The following is a 21,356-nucleotide window of genomic DNA, read 5'->3' as shown; positions in this document are numbered from 1 at the left end:
CGGCCATGATCGACTTTGACGAAATACGAAAAGAGGTTGCGATCCGACATAACGTCCTGTTGGATAAAGACGACCCGATTCTTGTAACCGTAACAGTGAATGACATTGTCTTGAACCGTTATATTGAGAATGTCACAAAACAGTATGAGGCTGCCAATCTTGCCTTAACCGTCAATCTGCAACAGCAGGTCGAACAGTCCAAGGCAACGGCAGGGAAGATCATCACCGATGCGTCAAACTATGTGAGTGAGCAGATCAGGAACGCCATTCTTGAAGCGGTCAATGAAGCAAGCGACGAACTTAAACACAAAATGAGAGAGGCACAGGCCGCAAGTCATGATACAGTGGTCAGTGCACATAGTGTTCAAACAGCCAAAAAAAGCGCATTGATCTCTGCCATGATAGCAGGGATTTCTGCGGTAGTCGCAATTGTTGCGGTGATCACCGTTTTACTCAAATAATGAGAAAAACCGGATCGCCTTGACAAATTTCATTCACAAAATCCTTAACAAGCAAAAAAGATATTGCTTAACTTAAGTAGTCAAGTAGCCAGATAGTATAACAAATTTAATTAGGCACTTAATTTTTTTTAAATACCATTAAAGTGAAAGAATTTCGTATCATTAATTCTCTTATAATGGGCATATTATATTAATCTAGGAGATTGTATGGCAAATTTAATATATGCAACAATAAAAGGGAAGAAACAAGGTTTGATATCTGCGGGTTGCTCTACCGTTGATTCCATTGGCAACAAATATCAAAAAGAGCATGAAGATGAGGTGTTGGTTCTTTCCGTTGAACATGAAATGACAAGAATGAACAATGTTAATCACCGCCCTGTTTCATTCATAAAGCCAATAGACAAATCCTCACCATTACTCGGTGTTGCAATATCTGAGAACGAAGAGCTTGAAATTGAATTTTTCTTTTATAGAACATCAATGAATGGCGGAAACGAACTATATTACTCCGTCAAATTAATAAAAGCATTTATAGAAAGAATGAATGTTAATTACCCTCATTCTATAAATCATGATGATCATCAGCCGGAAGAAATGCTATCTATTCAATATGCGAGTATAACGTGGCAACATCACATTGCTGGTACTTCTGGATATAGTTTTTGGGAAGACAGGATATATTAATATCATATCCCCTCTGAATGTTTTAGAGGGGTCAACAAAATATTATTCTTATAAAAAAACGCCATGTCCAATACATAATCAATGATATCAACATGACGTTTATCTTCGATGACTTAAACTTAAGCTTCATTGTCTTGAACAGCAGAGGAAGTATAAACAAAGCGGCCACAGGGGCAGAGACATCTCGTGTATCATCAGCGACAAATGTACGATGAGCGACACACGCATTTTTTATTTCCATTCCATCAATATATATTTCTTCTTCAAAAAAAGAAAACGAATATATAATGAACAAACAAAATACATAATAAATGATGTATTTTATTTTACTACTCACCATTAACTCCTAAGATCATATGTATTGACTTTTTCTTTTCTAATATCCTTCTTCCATATGAGCTATAATCTCTTTCTTTTAAGTTGCTCGGTGAATATATGGATTTTATAAAATCCTTTTTATCTCTCTCTATTCCTCTATTATATCGAGAACCGGCCAATATGATTTGCTCATCAGTGAGAACACTTGTATCTTTGATATCAGGATAGTCATGGAGGATTAAATCCCTTAAATGCAAGGCAGATATTCTTATATTAAAGTCATCTGTTAGGAGGCAATGAGAAAGTTGAAGTTGTTGTTTCGTTGTTAACGTTGACGGATCTATTCCCAATGTTTCAGCAGCGGCTCTTAATTGAATGGCCAACACACCAACGGATGTTGCATTTGATTTTTTATTGTCACCATTAAATGTGTCGTGAAAAATTTGCCTCACCTGTAAAACACCATATGCTTTAATTCTATCTGGTTTTCCTCCTGCCTCAGCAACAGCAACACCAGCAAGAAGGAGTACTGGTATTTTTGCTTCATGTGCATATTTTATGATTAAATTTGTATTATATTGCAAATAGGCGGCTTTATAGGCCCATAAATAACTTTCCCCTGTTACGAACCTAGGATTATCAGGTAAAAATTTATACCGCATAAAGTCAAAGGCATCAAATTTTGGAAATCCAAGCTCATCGACTGTACAGTAAGGATTTTTCATGTTCACATCATCCATGTAGTTATGATATTGGAATAATTTTGGAGCAATTACAGAAGAAAATCTACATATTTTTAATGATGCGATGGCCGGTCAGTGCCTAAAGAGATAGCCGCGTTTAGCTGGACAAGCATCGTCTATCTCTGGTATGCCATATCAAGCTCCAACCTGAGCTTTTACAGTTCAATGGAACAAAAAACATAAAGATGATATTAAAAAGGTTTAATAGAAAACACACACTGTACAATGATCAACGGTAGATCAAAGTAAAACAATCTATGGGAGTAAAAAAGACTGGACAACAGGAAAGAGATGGCGTTTTTCCATAGGCTCCGCCCCCCTGACGAGTATCATAAAAAAATAGACACTCAAGTCAAAGGTGACGAAACCTGACAGGACTTAAAGATGACTACCGTTTCCAGTAATCCGCTCCCTCATGCGCTCTCCTGTTCCTGCCCTACGGTTTACCGATACCATTTCCGCTGTTTTGGCCGCGTTTTCTCATTCCACGCCTGATATTCAGTTCCGGTTAGGCAGTTCGCTCCAAGCTGGACTGTATGCACGATCCCCCCGTTCAGTCCGACCGTTGCCGCCTGTTAGGTAACTAGTCTCACGATTCCAACCCCAACAGACACGATAAATCGCCATTGGCAACAGCCACTGGTAATAAGATTTAACGAGAAGGTTGATAAAAAATCAGAGAGAATTGCTTGAAGTGATTGACCATTTAAGGCTACACTAAAAGGACATTTTCGGTGACGGCTTCTCGTAAAAGCTAGTTACCACGATTGAACTGTTTTGCTAGAACAGTTCAATCTTGAAAAAGGCCACCCTTGCAGGGGTGGTTTTTTTTCTTTTCAAGATTAAAGATTACAACCTAACTCAAAGGATCTCAAGAAAGATCTTTTTTCTTTTTCTTTCAGTCTTTCCGTTGTTACAAGTCATTACACGTGCGCTTTTTTCTATAGATACCGAAAAGCCCGTCTTCTACTATTATTATCAGCCAATATAAGAAAGTGACTTTGTATAAGACGCTCCTGATCACTGATTTTGATTGCTTCACAAGCATGATTGAGAGCACGATTTTTGGTGTTCACATGATGGTATTGGTATGGAATTGTTCACTGGTACGCGCGTTTTTCTTATGGTTTTTTAAGTTCATAAAGTTTATAGATGAATTCATATTATAAATCAGTATGTTACAATAGATAATTGTGCCTTTTTTCCGGTTTATTGTGCTCTTTTTCCGGTTTACTGTGCCTTTTTTCCGGTTATTGTGCCTTTTTTCCGGTGCTATCCACAGATCCGTTCCAAACTGTGCCTAAAAAAAACTGGGCATAATTTATAAAATGTGCCTAGAATGAATCATGGCACAGGAACGGGAAGGACGGCACAGATGAACGCAAAAACAGCGACAGCACACAAGGCGGATGGTTACAACGCCGACAGTATTGAGCGGCCGGCGGGGGAGCGTTGGGTGAGCATGACCAATGCCCTCACCCGTGCCGGACATGGCCTCACACTTTCAGAAAAACGTCTGGTTGCCTGCTGCGTGTCAAAACTCGACAGTAAAAAGCCGCGCCGCCCTCTTGATGTGCCTGTCACGCGCATTACCGCAATGGAGTATGCGGAAGTCTTCGACGTCACGCTTGATACGGCCTACGACCAGTTACAAGCCAGCGCAAAATCGCTTTATAACCGCTCTATCACTTTTTACGAACCGGCCTACCGGCGCAATGGCAAATCTTTGATAAAGACAAAAGTTCAGATGCGTTGGATTGGGGCGGCCAAATATCAGGCCGGCGAAGGATGGGTAGAGTTGCATTGGTGGCCAGCCTTGCTGCCACACTTAACAGGCTTGAAACGTCAATTTACAACCTACCAGCTTCAACAGGCCAGTGCCCTGCGCTCGGCCTATTCGTGGAAGCTGTTGGAACTTTTGATGCGCTTTGAATCGACAGGATGGGCGGAATACAGCATTGATGACTTTTGCACTTCAATGGATGCCACCGAAAAACAGCGCGGAAACTTCGCGAACATCCGCCGCAAAATCATTGAGCCGGCCGTCAAGGAACTGACGGAAAAGGACGGCTGGATCATAGACTGGAATCCCAGCAAAGCTGGTCGCAAGGTTGCCAAGGTGCGGTTTGATTTCAGGCGCGACCCGCAAGGCCGCTTGCTTTAAATTTTAAATGTGCCTTTTTTCCGGTTACGCAACGGCTCTGCGTGTTAAAATTGCGTAAAATCTCTTTTAATTTCCTAAAATTTCTTATCTTAGTCAATATTGCATTGATTGCCCTGCAATTGCCTTTTCCTGCCTATAGCCTGCCGGAAAGTCGCGTGAGCAGATCCATACGTTCGTGAAAAATTGCCACGATCAGTGCCGGTTCGTTGATGCGCGGCAGGCAAAAAACATAGTGATGTTCACAGTGTGCCATGCGCAATGCCGGAAAGAGCGTACCCATGTCCCTGAATATGCCTTGCCCGGTGGCGAGCCGTGTCATTGCGCTCTCCAATTTTTCAATGTAGCGGCGTACCTGCGCCTCGCCCCAATGCTGGCGCGTATAGCGGATAACGGCGCGTAAATCTGCCTCGGCGGCTTGCGTGAGGATATAGTCCGTCAACTGCGTTTTTCCTTCGAAAGTTCTTCATTGAGAATGTCGTTGACGCTTTTTTGGGATATCTTGCCGTCCAGTCCGTCGTGAATGCGTGTTTCCAGCATGGTTTTGAGTTCCAGCCATGCCTCGTTGTCCTCGTCCTGACCGGGAAATAGGCGTTCGAGCGCATATTGCCGGAGCGTCTTGCCTTGCAAGGCGGCTGCCGCTTTCAAGTTTTGATGCTGCCGCTCGGTAATGTCGATGCTTAAACGGCTCATGATTCACTCCTTTTTAAAAATGTACAAACCCACATTAGCACAAATGTAGGTTTGTGGCTATTTTCTGAACCGAACGGTGAGGGTGTCTATTACACACCGCGTCCCATCTCTTAAACATAGATACTTTCACCGTTTTCTGCTTGCAACGGCATTGGCGACATGGTGCCGGCGTTTTTCGATTTCACTTTTGCTGAACATGATCCGTTTTTCCTGCTCAGTGTGTAATAGACACCAATTTTACGATTATACGGTTATAAATTTTAATATTTTGATTTTTTACGATTGAAATGTCCGTCAAACGACCGTTAGGCGGTCATTCCGGACACTTGTCCGAAAACGCCTTGACGAACGAGATGGCGGACAATAAGATAAACGGACGGAATGGCGGACAAAAAGAGGCAACAATGGCACTGATCGGCTATGCGCGGGTTTCAACGGCGGAACAGGACACAGCCTTGCAGACGGACGCCCTGTACAAGGCGGGCTGCGACAGGGTTTTTCAAGACACGGTCTCGGGCGCCAAGACCGATCGTCCGGGGTTGAACGCAACTTTGGCCTATCTGCGCGATGGCGACGTGCTGGCCGTCTGGCGACTGGATCGGCTGGGGCGGTCATTGCCGCATCTGATCGAAACGATAGGAACGCTGGAAGCCCGCGGTGTTGGCTTCCGGTCGCTGACGGAAAACATCGACACGACCACATCGGGCGGGCGGCTCATCTTTCACGTCTTCGGTGCCCTCGGCCAGTTCGAACGCGACCTCATCCGGGAGCGCACAAAAGCTGGATTGATGGCGGCCGCAGCACGGGGAAGAAAAGGGGGACGCAAGCCGGTTGTCACCGCCGACAGGTTGCAGCGGGCGCACGCGTATATTGCCAACGGACTGACCGTGCGGGAGGCCGCCGCCCGTCTGAAAGTTGGCAAGACCGCCCTTTATGCCGCCCTGAAAACGTCCCGGACAGCCAACGCCTGAGTCTCCAAACAGGATGGATGGAGGCAGGTTTTCATTGCATCATGGCATTGACATCCTCTTCAAGGATGGGGACGATGGCAGTGGCCTATAAAAAGAAATGTTTAGAAAGGCATTCAGAGTGATGTTTATTGACCGAAATTGCCTTAAATATTCCTATATTCCCTTAATTTTCCAACACCGCCAAAAAACGTTTTTAACGCCTGTTTTTTCTTTTTTGGTGACCTTATCGTGACACCGCTCTCTTCGACTTTTCACGTTCTTCATGGCTAACGTTATGAATTTTCTGCTAAGATAAGGTTTTGACCCCATACCTTAAGGCGGCAAAATTCATTCAAATGTTGACCCAGTGAACCGGCGACCTATGACAACACAACACAACACAGATGATCCTGAAAAAAAGCCAGTTCCACAAGAACGGCTGATCTTTGCACGCAACTTCCGCAATGCCCGGAAGGCGGCCAAACTTTCCCAACGCGCCGTGAAAAGAAAAACGGGCTTCGCCCAATCATGGATCAGCGAGGTTGAAACCGGCCGGAGCACCATCAATCTCGACAATGCCGCCATTCTTGCCGAATGTGTGGGTGTTCCTCTCTGGAAACTGCTTTTGCCAGAATAACCCCCTTTTCCTTTTTCCATCCCTAAAAGACCCTCTCAACCGATAGGGTCTTTTTTTTATTTCAGAATATTATTATACTTGCATAATTGATAGCCTACAGTCTATCATTGCCACACTGAAACCATTACAAAGAAGGCATCATCATGGCCGACTTCGTATCCACACCGCCTTCCGGCATCGCGCTCAACAAAACGGAACACGACCGGCGCATTCGGGAAAAGCTCAAGCGAGAGCTTGGCACACAGGTTTGCACCTTGCTGGACGATCCCAGCGTGATTGAAATCATGCTCAATCCAGACGGCACGCTCTGGGTTGAACATTTGGGATTGCCGATGCAACAGATTGGCACATTCGCCTCAACGCAGGCCGAATCCCTGATGGCCACCGTCGCCTCAACCTTGCGCACACACATCACCGCCGCAAACCCGATCCTTGAATGCGAACTGCCCTTGGACGGGTCACGCTTCGAAGCGTTAATTCCCCCCGTTGTCGCCGCTCCAACCTTCACGATCCGTAAAAAGGCCATGAAAATTTTCACCCTCACCGACTATGTCGAGGCAGGGATCATGACCGACATCCAATGTGAGGCCATTGAGGCTGCCGTACGCAACCGCCGCAACATTTTGATTGTCGGGGGGACGGGCACCGGCAAAACGACACTCGCCAACGCCATGATCGATTTCATGGCGAAAGCCTGTCCGCAGGATCGTTTGGCCATTCTTGAAGATACGGGCGAACTGCAATGCAACGCAAAAAATGTCGTGACCATGCGCTGTGTCGATCACGTCAACATGACGCGCCTTTTGAAAGCCACCATGCGGCTGCGTCCAGACCGTATCTTGGTTGGAGAGGTGCGCGATGGCGCGGCTCTGGCCTTGCTCAAGGCGTGGAACACCGGCCATCCGGGCGGCATTGCCACCAATCACGCCAATTCCGCACGCGCCGGCCTGATCCGTCTGGAGCAGCTTGTGGCGGAGGCCACGCAGGCGCCCATGCAGGCACTGATCGCAGAGGCGGTCGACCTGATCGTTTCAATTGAAAAGACAGGTGGCGGCCGCCGCGTCAAAGAGGTCGTCAAAGTAGAGGGACATGACGGCGTCAATTACATCACCCAACCCATTTAAGGACATGACCATGATCGCACCCACGAGGATCTCGCTGCTCACATTGAACATTCGCGCTGTCTTGCGCAACCCTTATTTTTGGTTGGCCCTTGCGGTTTTTATTTTTCTGCTCACCATGCATCCCGCCCATGCCTCCGATGCGACGGAAGGCGGGGGGGCTGGACTGCCGTGGGAAGGTCCGCTGGCCAAACTCAAGCAGTCCTTTAGTGGGCCTGTGGCCTTTGTCATTGCGCTTTTGGGCATCATTGCCTGTGGCGCGACGCTGATTTGGGGCGGCGAGGTGTCGGAATTCACCCGCCGTATTATCTATGTTGTTCTGGTCGTCTGCCTTATCGTGTTCGCAAACACGCTCCTGACAGGCGCCCTGTTTTCCGGTGCCGTTGTGCCGCCCGACGCGGCAGTCAGCCCAGCCGATCTTAAAACGTACACGAAAACGCACACGGCGTCCCTGTCCGGGATGGGAGGGCACGCATGGAAACCCTAGACTCCCGGCGCATGACCCCCTTTCACCGCGCCCTTCACCGGCCGCAACAGATCATGGGGGGCGAACGCGAACTCATGCTGTTTTCCATGCTGGTTGCGGGCGGTCTGATCGTCTCGGCACTCAATCTGGTGGCCACCGTGATTGGCTTGCTCCTTTGGTTAATCTGTGTTCACGGCTTGCGCAAAATGGCGAAGGCCGACCCTGAAATGTCCAAGGTCTACATACGCCAACTGAAATACAGGCACTATTACGCGCCTTTTTCACGTCCCTTTCGCGTGGCGAAGTCGTCACGCATTTACTGAGATGGAGGGAATGGAGAATGCTTTCATTGAAACCCTTTCGCAGCAAAGCTGCCGGACTGCCGGATTTACTCAATTACGCAGCCTTGGTCGATGAGGGTGTGGTGCTGGGCAAGGACGGTTCCCTTTTGGCAGGCTTTTTCTTCCGGGGCGATGACGCCGCCTGCGCAACCACGTCAGAACGCAACTATTTGACGGCACTGGTCAATCAATACCTGTCGCGGTTCGGATCCGGCTGGGCGCTATGGATTGACGCCGCGCGTCTGGCATCTCCCGGCTACACGGACGCCACACAATCCTTTTTTCCAGACCCGGTCACGGCCATGATCGACGCCGAACGGCGCGCCATGTTTGAGACCCAAGACGCTCTCTTTGAAACGGAATACGCCTTGATCCTGCAATACCTGCCGCCCCTGCGCCGCACATCGAAACTCGGCGAGCTGGTCTATGACGATGATGACCGCAAGGACTCGAATCCCGCCGACCGCCTGCTTGCCGACTTTAAGAAAAAACTTGAAGACCTTCATGACGGCCTCGGAGATCTCCTCCACATGCGCCGCATGGGCACCATCACCATTACCCCGCTTGGCAATGCGGAGGGGGAAACATATGAAAGCGACGAACTGGTCAATTATCTTCATTTCACCCTCACCAATGAGTCCATTGCCCTGCGTATCCCCGATTGTCCGATGTATCTCGACGCATGGTTGGGCTACCCGGAGCTATGGCCGGGGGACACGCCAAAGCTGGGCAAAAAATTCATTTCCTGTATTGCCATTGAAGGCTTTCCCGGTCATTCGTTCCCCGGCATTCTCGACATGCTCGACGGCCTGCCAATGGCCTATCGCTGGACAAGCCGTTTCATCTTCCTTGAGCAGCATGAGGCGGTCGCGGCCCTCCATCGCTATCGGTTAAAGTGGCAGCAAAAAATCCGGGGGTTCTGGTCACAGGTCATGAAGTCACAGAAAGGCATGATCAACACCGATGCCGTCACCATGACCGCGCAAACCGAAGTGGCGATTAACGATGCCAAGTCTGGTTTGGTGGCTTACGGATACTACACACCGGTCGTCGTCCTGATGCATGAAGAGCGCGCGTTCCTTGAGGAACAGGCGCGTTTCGTCAAACGGGAACTGGAACGCAAGGGGTTTGCGGCACGTATTGAATCCGTCAACACGCTCGAAGCGTGGCTGGGATCGTTGCCGGGTCAGACATATCCGAACGTGCGCCGCCCTCTGGTGCATACGCTCAACCTTGCCGACCTGTTGCCGCTGACCAGTGTATGGCCGGGTCTGCGTGAAAATCCGTGCAATTTATATCCGCCCGGTTCACCGCCGCTTATGCACACGCTCACAACCGGCGCAACACCGTTTCGGCTCAACCTGCATGTCAGCGATGTCGGACACACATTGATATTCGGACCGACCGGGGCGGGCAAGTCAACGCTGCTCGCCACACTCCATGCGCAGTTTCGCCGCTATCGCTCCCGCCAAAGGCGTAATGGAAAAAGCGTGTCGGCGACCATCACAGCGTTCGACAAAGGACGTTCTCTCTATGCGCTGTGCAACGCGACGGCAGGCAGGCACTACGACATCGGCAATGATGAGGCAGCCACGCCCGCCCTGACGCCACTCATGGAGATTGATGGCGAGTCCGATGCACTGTGGGCTGAAGAATGGATTGCCACCTGTTTTGAGCTTCAGACGCAAAAACCGCCGTCCCCGGAGCAAAAAGCAGAAATCCATCGGGCAATGACCTTGCTGCGGGAGGCACCGCGCGACTGTCGCTCTTTGACCGATTACGTGGCAACAATGCAGGATGGTGAAGTCCGCAGCGCGCTCAATCATTACACCATCACCGGATCAATGGGGCACCTGCTGGACGGCAAGGAAGACGCCTTGGTCGTCAATTCTTATACGGTGTTTGAAATCGATGATCTCATGAAAATGGGCGATGCCAACGCCATTCCCGTTCTGCTTTACCTGTTCCACCGTTTCGAACGCTCTTTGACCGGGCAGCCCGCCATGCTCTCACTTGATGAAGCGTGGGTCGTGCTTGGACATCCCGTCTTCCGCGAGAAACTGCGCGAATGGTTGAAGGAACTGCGCAAGAAAAACTGCCTTGTCATCATGGCGACACAAAGCCTGTCGGATGCCGTCGCCTCCGGTTTGCTCGACGTCCTGCTTGAACAGTGTCCCACAAAAATCCTTCTACCGAATAAGGAAGCCCATTTGCATGGCACAAAAGAGACACCCGGGCCGGCCGATCTCTACACCATGTTTGGCCTCAATGCGACAGAGATCCATATCCTGAAAACCGGACAGTACAAGAAGCATTATTACTATAAGTCGCCGCTTGGACGGCGCGTATTCGAGTTGGGCTTGGGTTCACTGGCTCTGGCCTTTGTCGCTCTGTCCAGCAAGGAAGATTTGGAAGACGTCCGTCACGTCATCCAAGAGTACGGCGAGGATTGGCCTTTGGTTTGGTTGAACCAGAAAGGAATTGACTATGAACAGTACCTCTCTCCCCTCCCTGTATAGGCTCGCTCTGGCGGCAAGCCTTCTCGCCAGTGGCCTTTATATGGCCGCGCCCCAGAACGCCTACGCTTTCGGTTTCGTCTGCACGAACTGCGCAACCCTCTCCGAGCAGATGCATCAGTACGCCGAAGAGGTCAATACGCAGCTTAACACGGCCAAGCAACTGCAAACTCAAATCCAGCAATACAAAGATATGGTCAAACAGGGCTTGGCTCTGCCAAGCCGCATGTTTAATAGCGTCACGTCTGACCTGCGCAGCGTGGTTGCAACATACAACAACGCACAATCATTGGGGCGCGACCTATCCAATCTGGAATCGCGCTTCAAGGAACAGTTTCCCGGCTATGACGCTTATCTCAAAGAAACGGGGCAAGCGGCGCAAATGATGCCGGATCGCTATAAAAAATGGGCGCTTGAAGGTCTCGACAATGCCCGCACGGCAATGCAGGCTGCGAAAATCAATACCAGCACATTCGCCAGCGAAGACGCGCAACTGGATAAAATCCTGAACCGGTCGCAGCAGGCCTCCGGGCGGTTGCAGGCCATTCAGGCCGGCAATGAGATTGCCGCCTCCAATGTCCAGCAGCTTCAAAAGCTGCGCGATCTTGTCACCACACAAATCTACATGCAGGGCAACTATATGGCGCAGATGCAGGAACGCGCGTCCACAGACGATGCCCTACGTCAACAGCGCAGAGGTGGCGTTATTATCAATACAGGCCGCGATAAGGGGTATTAACATGCTCAATATAAAACTATCGATTTTCATCGTCTCTTTGGTTGTCGCCGTCATTATCGGCGGTGTTGGAACAACACTTGTCCTGAACATCTCAGGACTGGAAAAAAAATCCGCAGACTGCGATCTCATATCTCATGAAAAGGCTTTCCTTAAGCAACGCCATAGTGGCGTTATTATCAATACAGGCCGCGATAAGGGGTATTAAATGACACGGCAAACCCAGTCCTTGATCTTGTCCCTTGCCCTTGGTGCTCTCGTCCTGATGCTTGTTGCAACAGAAGCAAGAGCAACAAACCTCAATGATGCGGGTGGGACATTCACAAGTCTTTTGGATATGGTGAAGGCCAGCGCCGCCCAATGGGACGGAAAACTGAAAGGTTATGCCAAGACCCTGTTCTGGCTGCTGGCCACCATTCAATTCGTCTGGGCGTTTTTTCCTTTGGTGTTCCGGCAGGCGGACTTTGGCGAGATCGTGGGCGAATTAATCCGGTTCATCCTGATCACCGGATTTTTCTATGCCCTTCTGCTGTTTTCAGCCGATTGGGCGGGAGCAGTCGTTGACAGCTTCCGGCAGGCCAGCGCTCATGCCGCCGGACTTGGTACAAAAGACATTCGCCCGGGAGACATTTTCGGAACAGCCATTGATTTAGCCAACACGGTCGGCAACGTCGAAACATGGAATCCTCTTGCGGCCATGATGATCGCCCTGTCCGCTTTGGTTGTGCTGGTCAGCTTTGCCTTTATTGCCGCGTTCATGGGCTTGACGATCATCGAATCCTACGTGGTCATCAACGCCTCTGCGCTCTTCATGGGCTTTGGCGCATCCCAATGGACACGGGAATACGCCTTGGCCATTGTGCGCTATGCCGTTTCCGTTGGGGCAAAGCTCTTCATTTTGACATTGATTGTCGGAATGATCGTGGATTCCGCCAAAGAATGGAGCGCGGTCTATACGGTTTCTTCCAATGATGCGTCCATGTGGACGATGGTCGGACTGTCGCTGACTTGTGCCTATCTGGCCAAGACCATCCCAGAACTGGTGGCCGGTATGATCAGCGGTACGTCGATAGGCGGAGGGTCTTCCATTGGTGGGATGGCGGCAGCCGGTGCCGCAGGGGCAGCGGCGGCAATCGCAACGCTGGCCTCGGCAGGCACAGCCGCTCCAGCGGCGGCCGGTGCCCTTGGGACAACGGCAGGGGGAAATGCGGCCAGCGGTCTTGCAGGGGCAATCAATGCCAGCTTTGCCGGGGGCGGAGGCGTTTCGGGTGTGGGAACAGGGACGGGCAGTGCCGGCCTGAATGCTGGTCTTGGCGCCAATACAGGTGGAAGCACAGCCGCCAAGTCAGCCGGAGCAAGAATTGGCGGCAGTGCACCACCATTGGCGCCAAGCCAAGATGCCAAAAACAGCGATGGAACCCCACGCGGCAAGACGATCACAGGGCGCCACATTGCCTCAACCCTAACGCGTGGAACTGGCGTCATTTCGGCCATATCCGTACCGGGCATGGAAAGTGCCGCCGGCCTGTCCTTGGCCGATGGCACCCCCAAACCCATCACCGGTACGCAGGATGGCCCGAACGGCAACGGGAACGTGAAGGAATCAGAGCCGCAAAACATCATTCGCCCATCTGATACACCTGTGACGACCACACCACCCAATACTGGGGTTTCACCCGACACCAAAAAGGATGAGCGATGACAATCGTCTTTGAACTGCTGCGTTTGTGTCTTCCATTGTTCTTTCTGTTTAGCCTTGGCATTGGACTTTGGGCTTTGGGGCAAGGATTGCGCCGCAAGGGCTATGGTGACCGTCTTGATGCCATTGCCGTGCATATCAAAAAATTTCAGTGTGTGACCGGCCGGATGTTTGCCCCCCTGCTCATGGTCTTTATCGGGGCGGGACGTGGTCTAAGCCATATACCACTGCTTGGGAGCAGACGCGGGCGTCTCATATGGGACGCCTTGGAAAAACAGGCACAAAACACTTCCCCGCCCCGGCCAAAAAAGAAAAAACAGGCACCAAAAAATAGAAACTAGGTCTTGCGAACAGATAAATGAAACATCAAAATATCGTCTATAGACTATCAAGATGGATCAGTGACCATGCGATCAAAACAAAAGGCTTTTCAGGCACCCAAGGCACCGGCATCAACCGAAACGCCCTATATGGCCGCCCGGCGTGAATGGAATGAACGCTACGGCGATTTTATTGTGCAGGCAAACAACTGGCGGTTGGCCGCGTTTGGAAGCATCGGCATCGCGTTCATTTTGGCTCTTGGATTGGTTTTTGTGTCCGTGCAGCACAAAGTGGTGCCCTATCTGGTTCAAACAAACAGGTATGGGGAAATTACCCGCGTTGTTCGCGCCGACGTGGCGGGACGCCCAACCGAAAAACAGATCAAGGCCGCGTTGCGCCAATGGCTTACGGGCGCACGCACGGTTTATACCGATGCACGCGCAGAACAGCAAATCATCAACACCACCTATGCCATGACCCTTCCCGACAGTCCCGCCTATAAGACGCTCGCCGCCTATCACCGCCAACAAAACCCATATCAACGGGCGCAGAAAGAAACGGTGACGGTAGCATGGCATGGAGCAAGCCTCATCGGCGGCGATACATGGCAACTGGAATGGACGGAAACCGTTCACTCACGCACCGAAAAACAGATTGGCACACCGACGACTTATGGAGCCACCGTCACCACGACCATCGCCACACCGACGGACGAGGACACGATAACCAAGAACCCGTTGGGTATTTACGTCAAACAGTTTTCTTGGACGCAACGCGTAGACTAAGACGCAAAAACAATCAGGAGAGGAGATCGGCCATGAAAAAAACGACGGGACTGACCGTCCTTGTTTTAAACCTATTGGCATTGGCAACCCCTGCTTTCGCTCAACATAATAATGTCCCGGCTCTCAAAACCGCACAGGCTCAACCGCTGCCTCCGATCCAAATGATTTCGCCAAAGCGTATACCGCTTGACGCAAAGGAAGCCTATGGCGTGTGGCTGGCGAATAAATGGAAGACCCATCCTAACCGGCCGCGCCGAGGTGCTGACGGCAGCGTAAAATATCTTTTTGGGGCAACGCTCCCGACATTGGTTTGCACACCGTTACAGGTCTGCTCCATTGAATTGCAGCCTGGAGAAGTCGTCAATGACGTTCACGCAGGAGATAACGCCAGATGGAAGATTTCACCGGCCATGATCAGCAGTGGCGCAAACGCAACGACAGTGATTGTCGTGAAACCCACCGATGCCGGTCTGGTGACAAACCTGACCATTACAACAGATCGTCGTCTGTACACAATCAAACTGGCCAGTACGCAAAAAGAATGGATTCCCGTTCTCTCCTTTGACTACCCTGACGATGTCGAACGCCAATGGGAAGCCTACCGCGAACAACAGGCCAGACAGGTTTATAGTAACACGATGCCGGGCGGGCAAAACTTGGCGAACCTTGATTTTCGTTTTCGCATGAGCGGGGACAATCCGGGCTGGAAGCCTGTGCGTGTTTACTCGGACGGCAACAAGACCTATATCCAGTTTCCCACAGCGCGCTTTGCCGGCGAAGCGCCAGCACTGGTTGCCCTTGGCAACGATGGAGGTGTGTTTGCGTCGCCCAGCGAGAAAATCGTTAACTACCGTGTGATTGGTGACCGCTATGTGGTTGACAGGGTACTCGCGCGTGCAGCCCTGATCACCGGCGTTGGACGCAGCCAGATCAAGGTCATCATCACACATGGAGGAAATTAAGATGACACGCGTTTCCATCGTTCTGCCGCTGCTGGCCACCCTTGTCTTGAGTGCCTGCGTCACCACACGCCCTTCCATGTCCTATGTGGCACCAGAAATAACGGCGAAAGATGCGCAAGTCTTGGCCACCGATGCGGTTTCCCATCTGGAAAATCCATTGCCGCCCGCCCGTACAACGGTGAGTCTTGATCCTCCCATATCAAATGCGCAGCCAGATGTTTTGACCCCTGCCTTGCTCGCCGCCCTGCGTATGCGCGGTTACGGTGTCACCATAACCGATCGTAAAACGGGCAGGGTGGCAGGAAAAGCGATGCTGCTACGTTACCTTGCGTCCCCCTTTGAAAGTGGCGTTATCATGCGCCTGCAATACCTTGGCATTGAGGCATCGCGCTTTTATCCCCGCGCCACAGACGGCACGCTGTTGTTGAATGGTGCACCTTTTACCGTCAGAGAGGCCAGTCATGAACCAAGATCAAGATAACGGTTCGCCCAGAGTGCATGAACCAGAACCCTCTCCAGATTTCTTGGTGAGACCCAAAAGAGGGGCGGGCGTGCGCCGTTTAAACCATCTACCGCTCTTTGTCGTGGGCGTGTTGATCCTGCTTGCTGTCTTTGGTATTACCTACACGTTTTTTTCAAGGGAAGAAACGGCCAATCACACGACAAAAGCAAAAGAGATACCATCCATAAAAAAGAGTGCGACCCCGCCCATACGGCCGCCCGATAACGACTACGTTTCCGCCGTTGGAGAGGCAGAAACACCGTCCCAGCCAACCTTGATGATCCCTACGGAAAAAAGCGTCCCGCCCCAGCCAACTCCCACAGATGAAGCGATGCAAAAACGCCTGCGTTTGATTGAGCAGATTGAGGAAAAACGCTTGGCCAGAATGGATGAGGCGTTGAATGGTGAGGGAATTGTGCAAGTGTTTGCACAGCATGACAATACAAACAAAAAGAACAACGTCCAGCAAACCAAGACACCAGATTTGATGCAACAATATCCCGCCCATGACGAGACTGAAACAGGAGTATCGGAGAGCAACAGCATGGTTGCTGAGAACCGTCAAGCCCAAAAACGCGCCTTTCTTGCCGGAACGCCGGAAGCCGGCATATATTTGGAAAGGCGGCGTGAGGCGGCTCTTACCCCCTCGCAGGAAGTCAAGGCCGGGACGGTTATTCCCGGTGTCATGATTTCAGGCTTAAACTCTGACTTGCCCGGACAAATTATCGGACAGGTTCGCGAAGGCGTCTATGATTCGGCAACTGGGCTGAATCTTCTCATTCCGCCGGGTACGCGATTGATCGGCACCTATGACAGCGGGGTGACATTGGGCCAGCAACGGGCTTTGGTTGCATGGAACCGCATCATATACCCTGACGGTTCGTCTATTTCCATTGATGGGATGCCGGGTGCTGATCAGGGCGGATATGCCGGCTTTTATGACAAGGTGAACAATCACTATCTGCGCATTTTTGGAAGCGGATTGCTGCTGTCCCTGTTTTCGGCCGGTATCCAGTTGTCACAGCCACAGGCAAAACACGGTGAAAACTATAGCAGTTCCCAAATCATCGCGGGTTCCCTTGGCCAGCAAATGGGACAGATTGGCATGCAGATGGCGCAACGGAATATGAACATTCAGCCTACCCTTGAAATCCGTCCCGGGTACGAGTTTAACGTCATGGTCACAAAAGACATTATTCTTCCGACGTGGAAAGGCCATCCAATGGCAGCCGGGCAAAAGTGATTGCGAACACGATAAGGATTTAACCGAATGCCATTGTCCGGCATAAAACCCCAGATCTGTTCGTGGTATTGATTCTCCCGGAAAAATCGTGTCAGCGGTCACAATGGCGGCATTAAAAGAAATACAACCTCTGAAAATGAAGACGAATGTCGTCCTGATACTATGTATTAGGGAGTTGTGATATTGGTCATACATATACTTTTAATAAAAATTTTAAAAATAAAATGTAATATTAGTTATACGAAAATAAACATATAGAATATTGATTTAATCCTATGAAATTTAATTCGTAATTAAATAATAACAAAAGTAATTTTTTATTATTTAAGATAAACATCTACTCATGTAGATAAAGCAAGATTAATTAACATTCACGAGTATAAAATAAAATGGAAATCATTAATTATTTAAAATTATTAGAAAGAAACGTTTGCCCTGTATGTTTAAAAGGAAACAATCTTTATAAAAAAGACCATCTTGATTTTCACAAAAGTTTGGTGGAATCCTATTGTAGGAGTGACTCAATAAAAACAAAAGAAATATTCAATAATATTTCTACCAACATATGGAATAAAAAAGATAGTATTTATTTTCGGCTTTACAAAATAGATTACAATACTGCTTTACTCCGTGTTAATGATAATACCATGAGTTCACTTGGATTATATAATCATTATAAAAAAAATTCTGGCGTGGAATTAACATTGTCTCAGCTAGGGAAAGAGACAAAGGATAACATTAAGCATTTGATATCCTTGAGCCTACCTTTTAAACAATTTCAATTAGATCTTGAAAAGCATGCGGTACTTGGCTTTAATCATACTTATGATTTTAGTATTAATACTCAATCGGCACTAGATCCATTATTGACTATGCGTAACGCCAAGATTATAGGTTCATTGAAAAATTCTACATTGTTGTCCACTAGTGGGAATAAATTTCTATTGAATGGATACATTAATATTGATTTTAGTTGTGAATTCACAGATCCTCAAAGTATATTCAATTGGTTTGGAAAAGACTGGAATGCAGACGGAACGCCTTTTAAGATAAAAGATAATCTTACGATATTAATAACATATAGTATCAATAAAGCCGATGTTGAAAAATATAGGCATAACGTCAGTGCCTGGAGATTAATTCACCATTTTTTTGAAAAATCACAACAAACGTTGACCTTATCAGAAATAGGATTAGAGCATGAAATCAGGAGATTGGTAGGTCATCTCGGTATTAGTGATAGGTTTCAATCACAAATCGAAAGTGGTGAGAGAGTAACTTTTAGAAACACCTATGATTTTTCTACTGAAGCAAATAAAGGAATATATGGTGATGCGTTATGGGCGATTAGAAACGCAACTATTTGTGGGCGATTGGAAGATATAGAAGTAGAGCTTCTTTATAGTAATAGATATAATATAAAAGGTTTTATTAAATATAAATTTTATGATGAGTTTACTGATCCAATAGATATATTTAATTGGGTTGAAACAGATATAAATTTATTTGGAAAACCATTTAATATAATTGGAGAATGGCGTGAGTATGTGTCATTTTTAGTAGAAAAAGATGTATATGACAATAAAATAAAGGAATTAATGGATTTAGAGATAGGGAAGCCATTTGAATGTTGCAAAAATAAAACACAATAAATTTTGTTGGATTTTTTGTATAATCAAAACTTTCACATTTAAGTAATTTTAATTCATCCAACCATCTTATTTATGTCAGTGGTATATTTTTTTAATCATACCACTGCTATTTTTCAATCTTTCTTATCAAGTTAAGGATATAAAAAAGAGAAGATGTTATTGTAGATGTATACACTTTTCATTGCCAATAATGGACTAGCGGTTGAGTAGACCCACCGGTTAGAACCCCTCATAAGGAAAAACATTAAAAATTACCTTAAGTTTCCTTAAATTATTCATTATTGCCTTAAAGGATTGTCTCAGAAAAAATTAGACTAGCGCGGAAGCTCCCGCTAGTCCTTGGAAATGAACTGGCCTCTAATACGCCACCTTCTGCTGATACACAAAATCCAGCTTGCTCTTGGATATTTTCCCTGAAAATGCGGAACTGTTGATATAATCAATCAAACTGGCCTCAGTTATGAAGCTTAATGTTTTTTGTATTTCAACATTCACCCTATGAAGCACCAAATTTTCAAGTTTACCCTCGTAATGGCTTTGGTCATTCAATTCGCGCCTGTAAACATCAAAATCCCGTGAGGCTTGGGAAAAATCCGTATAATAGTCGATATGGTCTTCACCTATGACGGAATAGGAAATGGTATATAACGTATGGTTTGAAAATTGGTTGGTCATCCTAAATACCCCAGAGTCTTTGCGGACGCCTCCGCGAATGCAACTCTTTGATCTTGGTGATCGGGGAAGTAGAATATCGTTCGTGACGATCCCTGTGGCCTTTAGTTCTCGGTGAACCTGTTGTATACGCCACAGGCTCCCCGATCATAAAAGTCAAGGAGTAGTATGTACTGTAACGGCCAGTACCAACCGCACGAATGAGGGGATTCTACGCCCCAGAATGATGCGTCATTCATTCTGAAATGATTATTAGTCGATTAAAAATCGTTTGTCTTATAAAAAATAAAGAAATTAAATGGTTTTAAAATTTAAGTATTTGTTTTTAAATGACTATCTAAAATAAAAAAAGCGCAAGTTTCTTTATCAGGCTTTTTTCGGGAGCCTTTGCATGGGTTAAATTGATGAGGATTGTTAAAAAATTGGCTTTTGCCATTATTCCAAACGCGGCTTATAAAAATCCATCGGCATTATTTCCTTTATAGACAAGGTTTTTTCTAAAAAATTTTCTTTTTTTTCTAAGTTTCTTTTACTATTAGTCTCTAAGGGCACCGCTTTTTTGACACCCTTGAGACTGAAATTAAAACCGAGCTTGGGACGGAATCTGTCCAACCATTTGCGCCAGAGCTTGCAGGCCATTGTAATGATATTTGAGAGGTTTTTGCCACGCCACTGCGGCCGCTGCCGAATGTTCAGTAAACCGTGCTGCCGCGCCTTGCGTAGGGCATTGCGCGTCGTCGTGAGACAAACACCCGCCCTGTCCCCGATTTCCTTGTTGGTACAGCGGCAGGAGCCATGCTGACGAATGTCGGCCGCAACAATATAGAGCACGGCACGTTCGCCTTCGGTAAACTGGTCGCGGGCATAAGGTGGCAAGGCTGCCATGTCGCCCAAGCGGCGCTTGCGCGACCAGCGTTCGACATTGCGCTTGCCTTTTGCCGCCTCACTGCGGCTTTTGTCCGCTTTTTCCCGCACTGGAAGGTAGGGAGGTTGTTTTGTTGTTGTCTGAACCGTGGTGCCGTTGGCAATCTGGTTGCGTTTTTCCCGAACGCTTTCATAAATGGCCTCGCTGACAGGATTCAGGTCGGAACCTTGACTGAGAAGGAGAAGGTCGTTGGCCAGCTTGAAGGCATCATTGGCCTGTGCAAGCGTCTTCATGTCAGAACACAGCCGAATGATGGCCTCTTGCAGCATTTGAATCTGGAATATGTCCGTCACGTTTTTTATTCCTTAAAAAAGGCAAAAAAATCCGTGGCGCGAAGGCGCAAAAACACTTGCAATACTGTTGGGAAAGAACTAAATTCGGCTTAACTTTTGTTTTTTCCGAATATCAGGATTGGCGTCCTGTTAATTCTAATCCAAAGAATCCGGCCTTCGTGCCGGTTTTTTTATGTCCGTAAATTGAATCTCCATAAAATTTCAGAATCCTGAGTGATTTGCATTAACCATATCCGCATATTAGACGCACGGCAATATTCTTCTTTCAAGAAAGAAAATGAAAAAAATAGAATGGTAACCTCAACAGCCATGTCAAATGTTTGATTCAACATTGACCATAAACCGATTTTTTTCCTGCTTCTGCTTGCCAATGTTTATTGGGCGCAATCCCCCTTATTGGCAGAGTGATAGTATACATACCAGTATGTATACTAGGGGTCAGTTTGGATATCGAAAATTATTGTACGTTAAG

The 21,356-nt window shown here is 48.0% G+C and carries 24 protein-coding genes; 18 read left to right on the top strand and 6 right to left on the bottom strand.

Going from position 1 to position 21,356, the window contains the following annotated elements; genetic code table 11:
* Positions 1-5: 5 nt before the first annotated feature.
* Together Xedl_RS15645 and Xedl_RS15640 are read left to right on the top strand one after the other, a co-directional pair.
* Entirely contained in the window at positions 6-461 is a 456-nt protein-coding gene (locus tag Xedl_RS15645) for a conjugal transfer protein TraM (RefSeq protein WP_074024745.1), read from the top strand.
* A 207-nt stretch (positions 462-668) separates the two neighbouring features.
* Positions 669-1,148, top strand: a complete 480-nt coding sequence (locus Xedl_RS15640) for an Hcp family type VI secretion system effector (protein ID WP_074024744.1) — start codon at positions 669-671, stop codon at positions 1,146-1,148.
* Positions 1,149-1,179: 31 nt separating this feature from the next.
* On the opposite strand, the gene Xedl_RS15635 is transcribed toward Xedl_RS15640, so the two are convergent.
* Both Xedl_RS15635 and Xedl_RS15630 read right to left on the bottom strand, forming a co-directional pair.
* Entirely contained in the window at positions 1,180-1,488 is a 309-nt protein-coding gene (locus Xedl_RS15635; RefSeq protein ID WP_074024743.1) for a DUF2645 family protein, read from the bottom strand.
* On the bottom strand, positions 1,478-2,191 hold the full coding sequence (locus tag Xedl_RS15630; protein WP_074024742.1) for a hypothetical protein: 714 nt from the start codon (positions 2,189-2,191) through the stop codon (positions 1,478-1,480). The genes Xedl_RS15635 and Xedl_RS15630 overlap by 11 nt, the downstream gene beginning before the upstream one ends.
* A gap of 1,393 nt (positions 2,192-3,584) precedes the next feature.
* On the opposite strand from Xedl_RS15630, the gene Xedl_RS15620 reads away from it, so the two are divergent.
* On the top strand, positions 3,585-4,373 hold the full coding sequence (locus Xedl_RS15620) for a replication initiation protein (RefSeq protein WP_208605072.1): 789 nt from the start codon (positions 3,585-3,587) through the stop codon (positions 4,371-4,373).
* A 133-nt stretch (positions 4,374-4,506) separates the two neighbouring features.
* Here the strand turns inward: Xedl_RS15620 and Xedl_RS15615 are convergent, their stop codons facing one another.
* Complete coding sequence (locus Xedl_RS15615) at positions 4,507-4,812, bottom strand: type II toxin-antitoxin system RelE/ParE family toxin (protein WP_074024741.1); 306 nt, start codon at positions 4,810-4,812, stop codon at positions 4,507-4,509.
* Positions 4,809-5,063: an antitoxin gene (locus tag Xedl_RS15610; RefSeq protein WP_074024740.1), complete on the bottom strand. Its 255-nt coding sequence runs from the start codon at positions 5,061-5,063 to the stop codon at positions 4,809-4,811. Before Xedl_RS15610 ends, Xedl_RS15615 begins: the two co-directional genes overlap by 4 nt.
* Positions 5,064-5,467: 404 nt before the next feature.
* Between Xedl_RS15610 and Xedl_RS15605 the strand changes: the two genes are divergently transcribed.
* The 15 genes from Xedl_RS15605 (at position 5,468) to Xedl_RS15535 (ending at position 18,994) form a co-directional block, all read left to right on the top strand.
* Entirely contained in the window at positions 5,468-6,034 is a 567-nt protein-coding gene (locus tag Xedl_RS15605) for a recombinase family protein (RefSeq protein ID WP_074024739.1), read from the top strand.
* Positions 6,035-6,395: 361 nt separating this feature from the next.
* The gene (locus Xedl_RS15600) at positions 6,396-6,650 is read left to right on the top strand and encodes a helix-turn-helix domain-containing protein (protein WP_074024738.1); all 255 of its coding nucleotides are present in this window, start codon (positions 6,396-6,398) and stop codon (positions 6,648-6,650) included.
* Between the two features lie 143 nt (positions 6,651-6,793).
* On the top strand, positions 6,794-7,774 hold the full coding sequence (trbB, locus tag Xedl_RS15595) for a P-type conjugative transfer ATPase TrbB (RefSeq protein ID WP_074024737.1): 981 nt from the start codon (positions 6,794-6,796) through the stop codon (positions 7,772-7,774).
* Positions 7,775-7,784: 10 nt separating this feature from the next.
* Positions 7,785-8,258 (top strand): TrbC/VirB2 family protein, encoded by a 474-nt coding sequence (locus Xedl_RS15590; protein WP_074024736.1) that lies wholly within the window; start codon positions 7,785-7,787, stop codon positions 8,256-8,258.
* Positions 8,246-8,560: a conjugal transfer protein TrbD gene (locus Xedl_RS15585; RefSeq protein WP_074024735.1), complete on the top strand. Its 315-nt coding sequence runs from the start codon at positions 8,246-8,248 to the stop codon at positions 8,558-8,560. Before Xedl_RS15590 ends, Xedl_RS15585 begins: the two co-directional genes overlap by 13 nt.
* A 17-nt stretch (positions 8,561-8,577) precedes the next feature.
* Positions 8,578-11,097 (top strand): VirB4 family type IV secretion/conjugal transfer ATPase, encoded by a 2,520-nt coding sequence (locus Xedl_RS15580; RefSeq protein ID WP_074024734.1) that lies wholly within the window; start codon positions 8,578-8,580, stop codon positions 11,095-11,097.
* Positions 11,066-11,833, top strand: coding sequence for a P-type conjugative transfer protein TrbJ (gene trbJ / locus Xedl_RS15575; RefSeq protein ID WP_083600363.1), 768 nt, complete (start codon positions 11,066-11,068; stop codon positions 11,831-11,833). Before Xedl_RS15580 ends, trbJ begins: the two co-directional genes overlap by 32 nt.
* A 1-nt stretch (position 11,834) precedes the next feature.
* Positions 11,835-12,038 (top strand): hypothetical protein, encoded by a 204-nt coding sequence (locus tag Xedl_RS15570; protein WP_074024733.1) that lies wholly within the window; start codon positions 11,835-11,837, stop codon positions 12,036-12,038.
* Complete coding sequence (gene trbL / locus Xedl_RS15565; protein WP_074024732.1) at positions 12,039-13,532, top strand: P-type conjugative transfer protein TrbL; 1,494 nt, start codon at positions 12,039-12,041, stop codon at positions 13,530-13,532.
* Entirely contained in the window at positions 13,529-13,870 is a 342-nt protein-coding gene (locus Xedl_RS15560) for a hypothetical protein (RefSeq protein WP_074024731.1), read from the top strand. The genes trbL and Xedl_RS15560 overlap by 4 nt, the downstream gene beginning before the upstream one ends.
* 66 nt (positions 13,871-13,936) lie before the next feature.
* Positions 13,937-14,635 (top strand): VirB8/TrbF family protein, encoded by a 699-nt coding sequence (locus Xedl_RS15555; protein WP_074024730.1) that lies wholly within the window; start codon positions 13,937-13,939, stop codon positions 14,633-14,635.
* A 32-nt stretch (positions 14,636-14,667) separates the two neighbouring features.
* Entirely contained in the window at positions 14,668-15,597 is a 930-nt protein-coding gene (trbG, locus tag Xedl_RS15550; RefSeq protein ID WP_083600362.1) for a P-type conjugative transfer protein TrbG, read from the top strand.
* Between the two features lie 46 nt (positions 15,598-15,643).
* The gene (locus tag Xedl_RS15545; protein ID WP_244149732.1) at positions 15,644-16,078 is read left to right on the top strand and encodes a conjugal transfer protein TrbH; all 435 of its coding nucleotides are present in this window, start codon (positions 15,644-15,646) and stop codon (positions 16,076-16,078) included.
* Positions 16,059-17,342 (top strand): TrbI/VirB10 family protein, encoded by a 1,284-nt coding sequence (locus Xedl_RS27900; RefSeq protein WP_074024728.1) that lies wholly within the window; start codon positions 16,059-16,061, stop codon positions 17,340-17,342. Before Xedl_RS15545 ends, Xedl_RS27900 begins: the two co-directional genes overlap by 20 nt.
* A gap of 389 nt (positions 17,343-17,731) precedes the next feature.
* Positions 17,732-18,994 (top strand): hypothetical protein, encoded by a 1,263-nt coding sequence (locus Xedl_RS15535; RefSeq protein ID WP_074024727.1) that lies wholly within the window; start codon positions 17,732-17,734, stop codon positions 18,992-18,994.
* Positions 18,995-19,351: 357 nt separating this feature from the next.
* Here Xedl_RS15535 and Xedl_RS15530 read toward each other — a convergent pair whose 3' ends face one another.
* Positions 19,352-19,669, bottom strand: coding sequence for a hypothetical protein (locus Xedl_RS15530; RefSeq protein ID WP_074024726.1), 318 nt, complete (start codon positions 19,667-19,669; stop codon positions 19,352-19,354).
* A gap of 432 nt (positions 19,670-20,101) precedes the next feature.
* Positions 20,102-20,884 carry a hypothetical protein gene (locus Xedl_RS15525; RefSeq protein ID WP_074024725.1) on the bottom strand — a complete coding sequence of 261 codons (783 nt, stop codon included), beginning with the start codon at positions 20,882-20,884 and terminating at the stop codon, positions 20,102-20,104.
* Between the last annotated feature and the right edge of the window lie 472 nt (positions 20,885-21,356).

Source organism: Xenorhabdus eapokensis (assembly GCF_001908105.1).
Note: the sequence above shows the minus strand (reverse complement) of the source record. Positions and strands in the feature narration are given on the sequence as shown.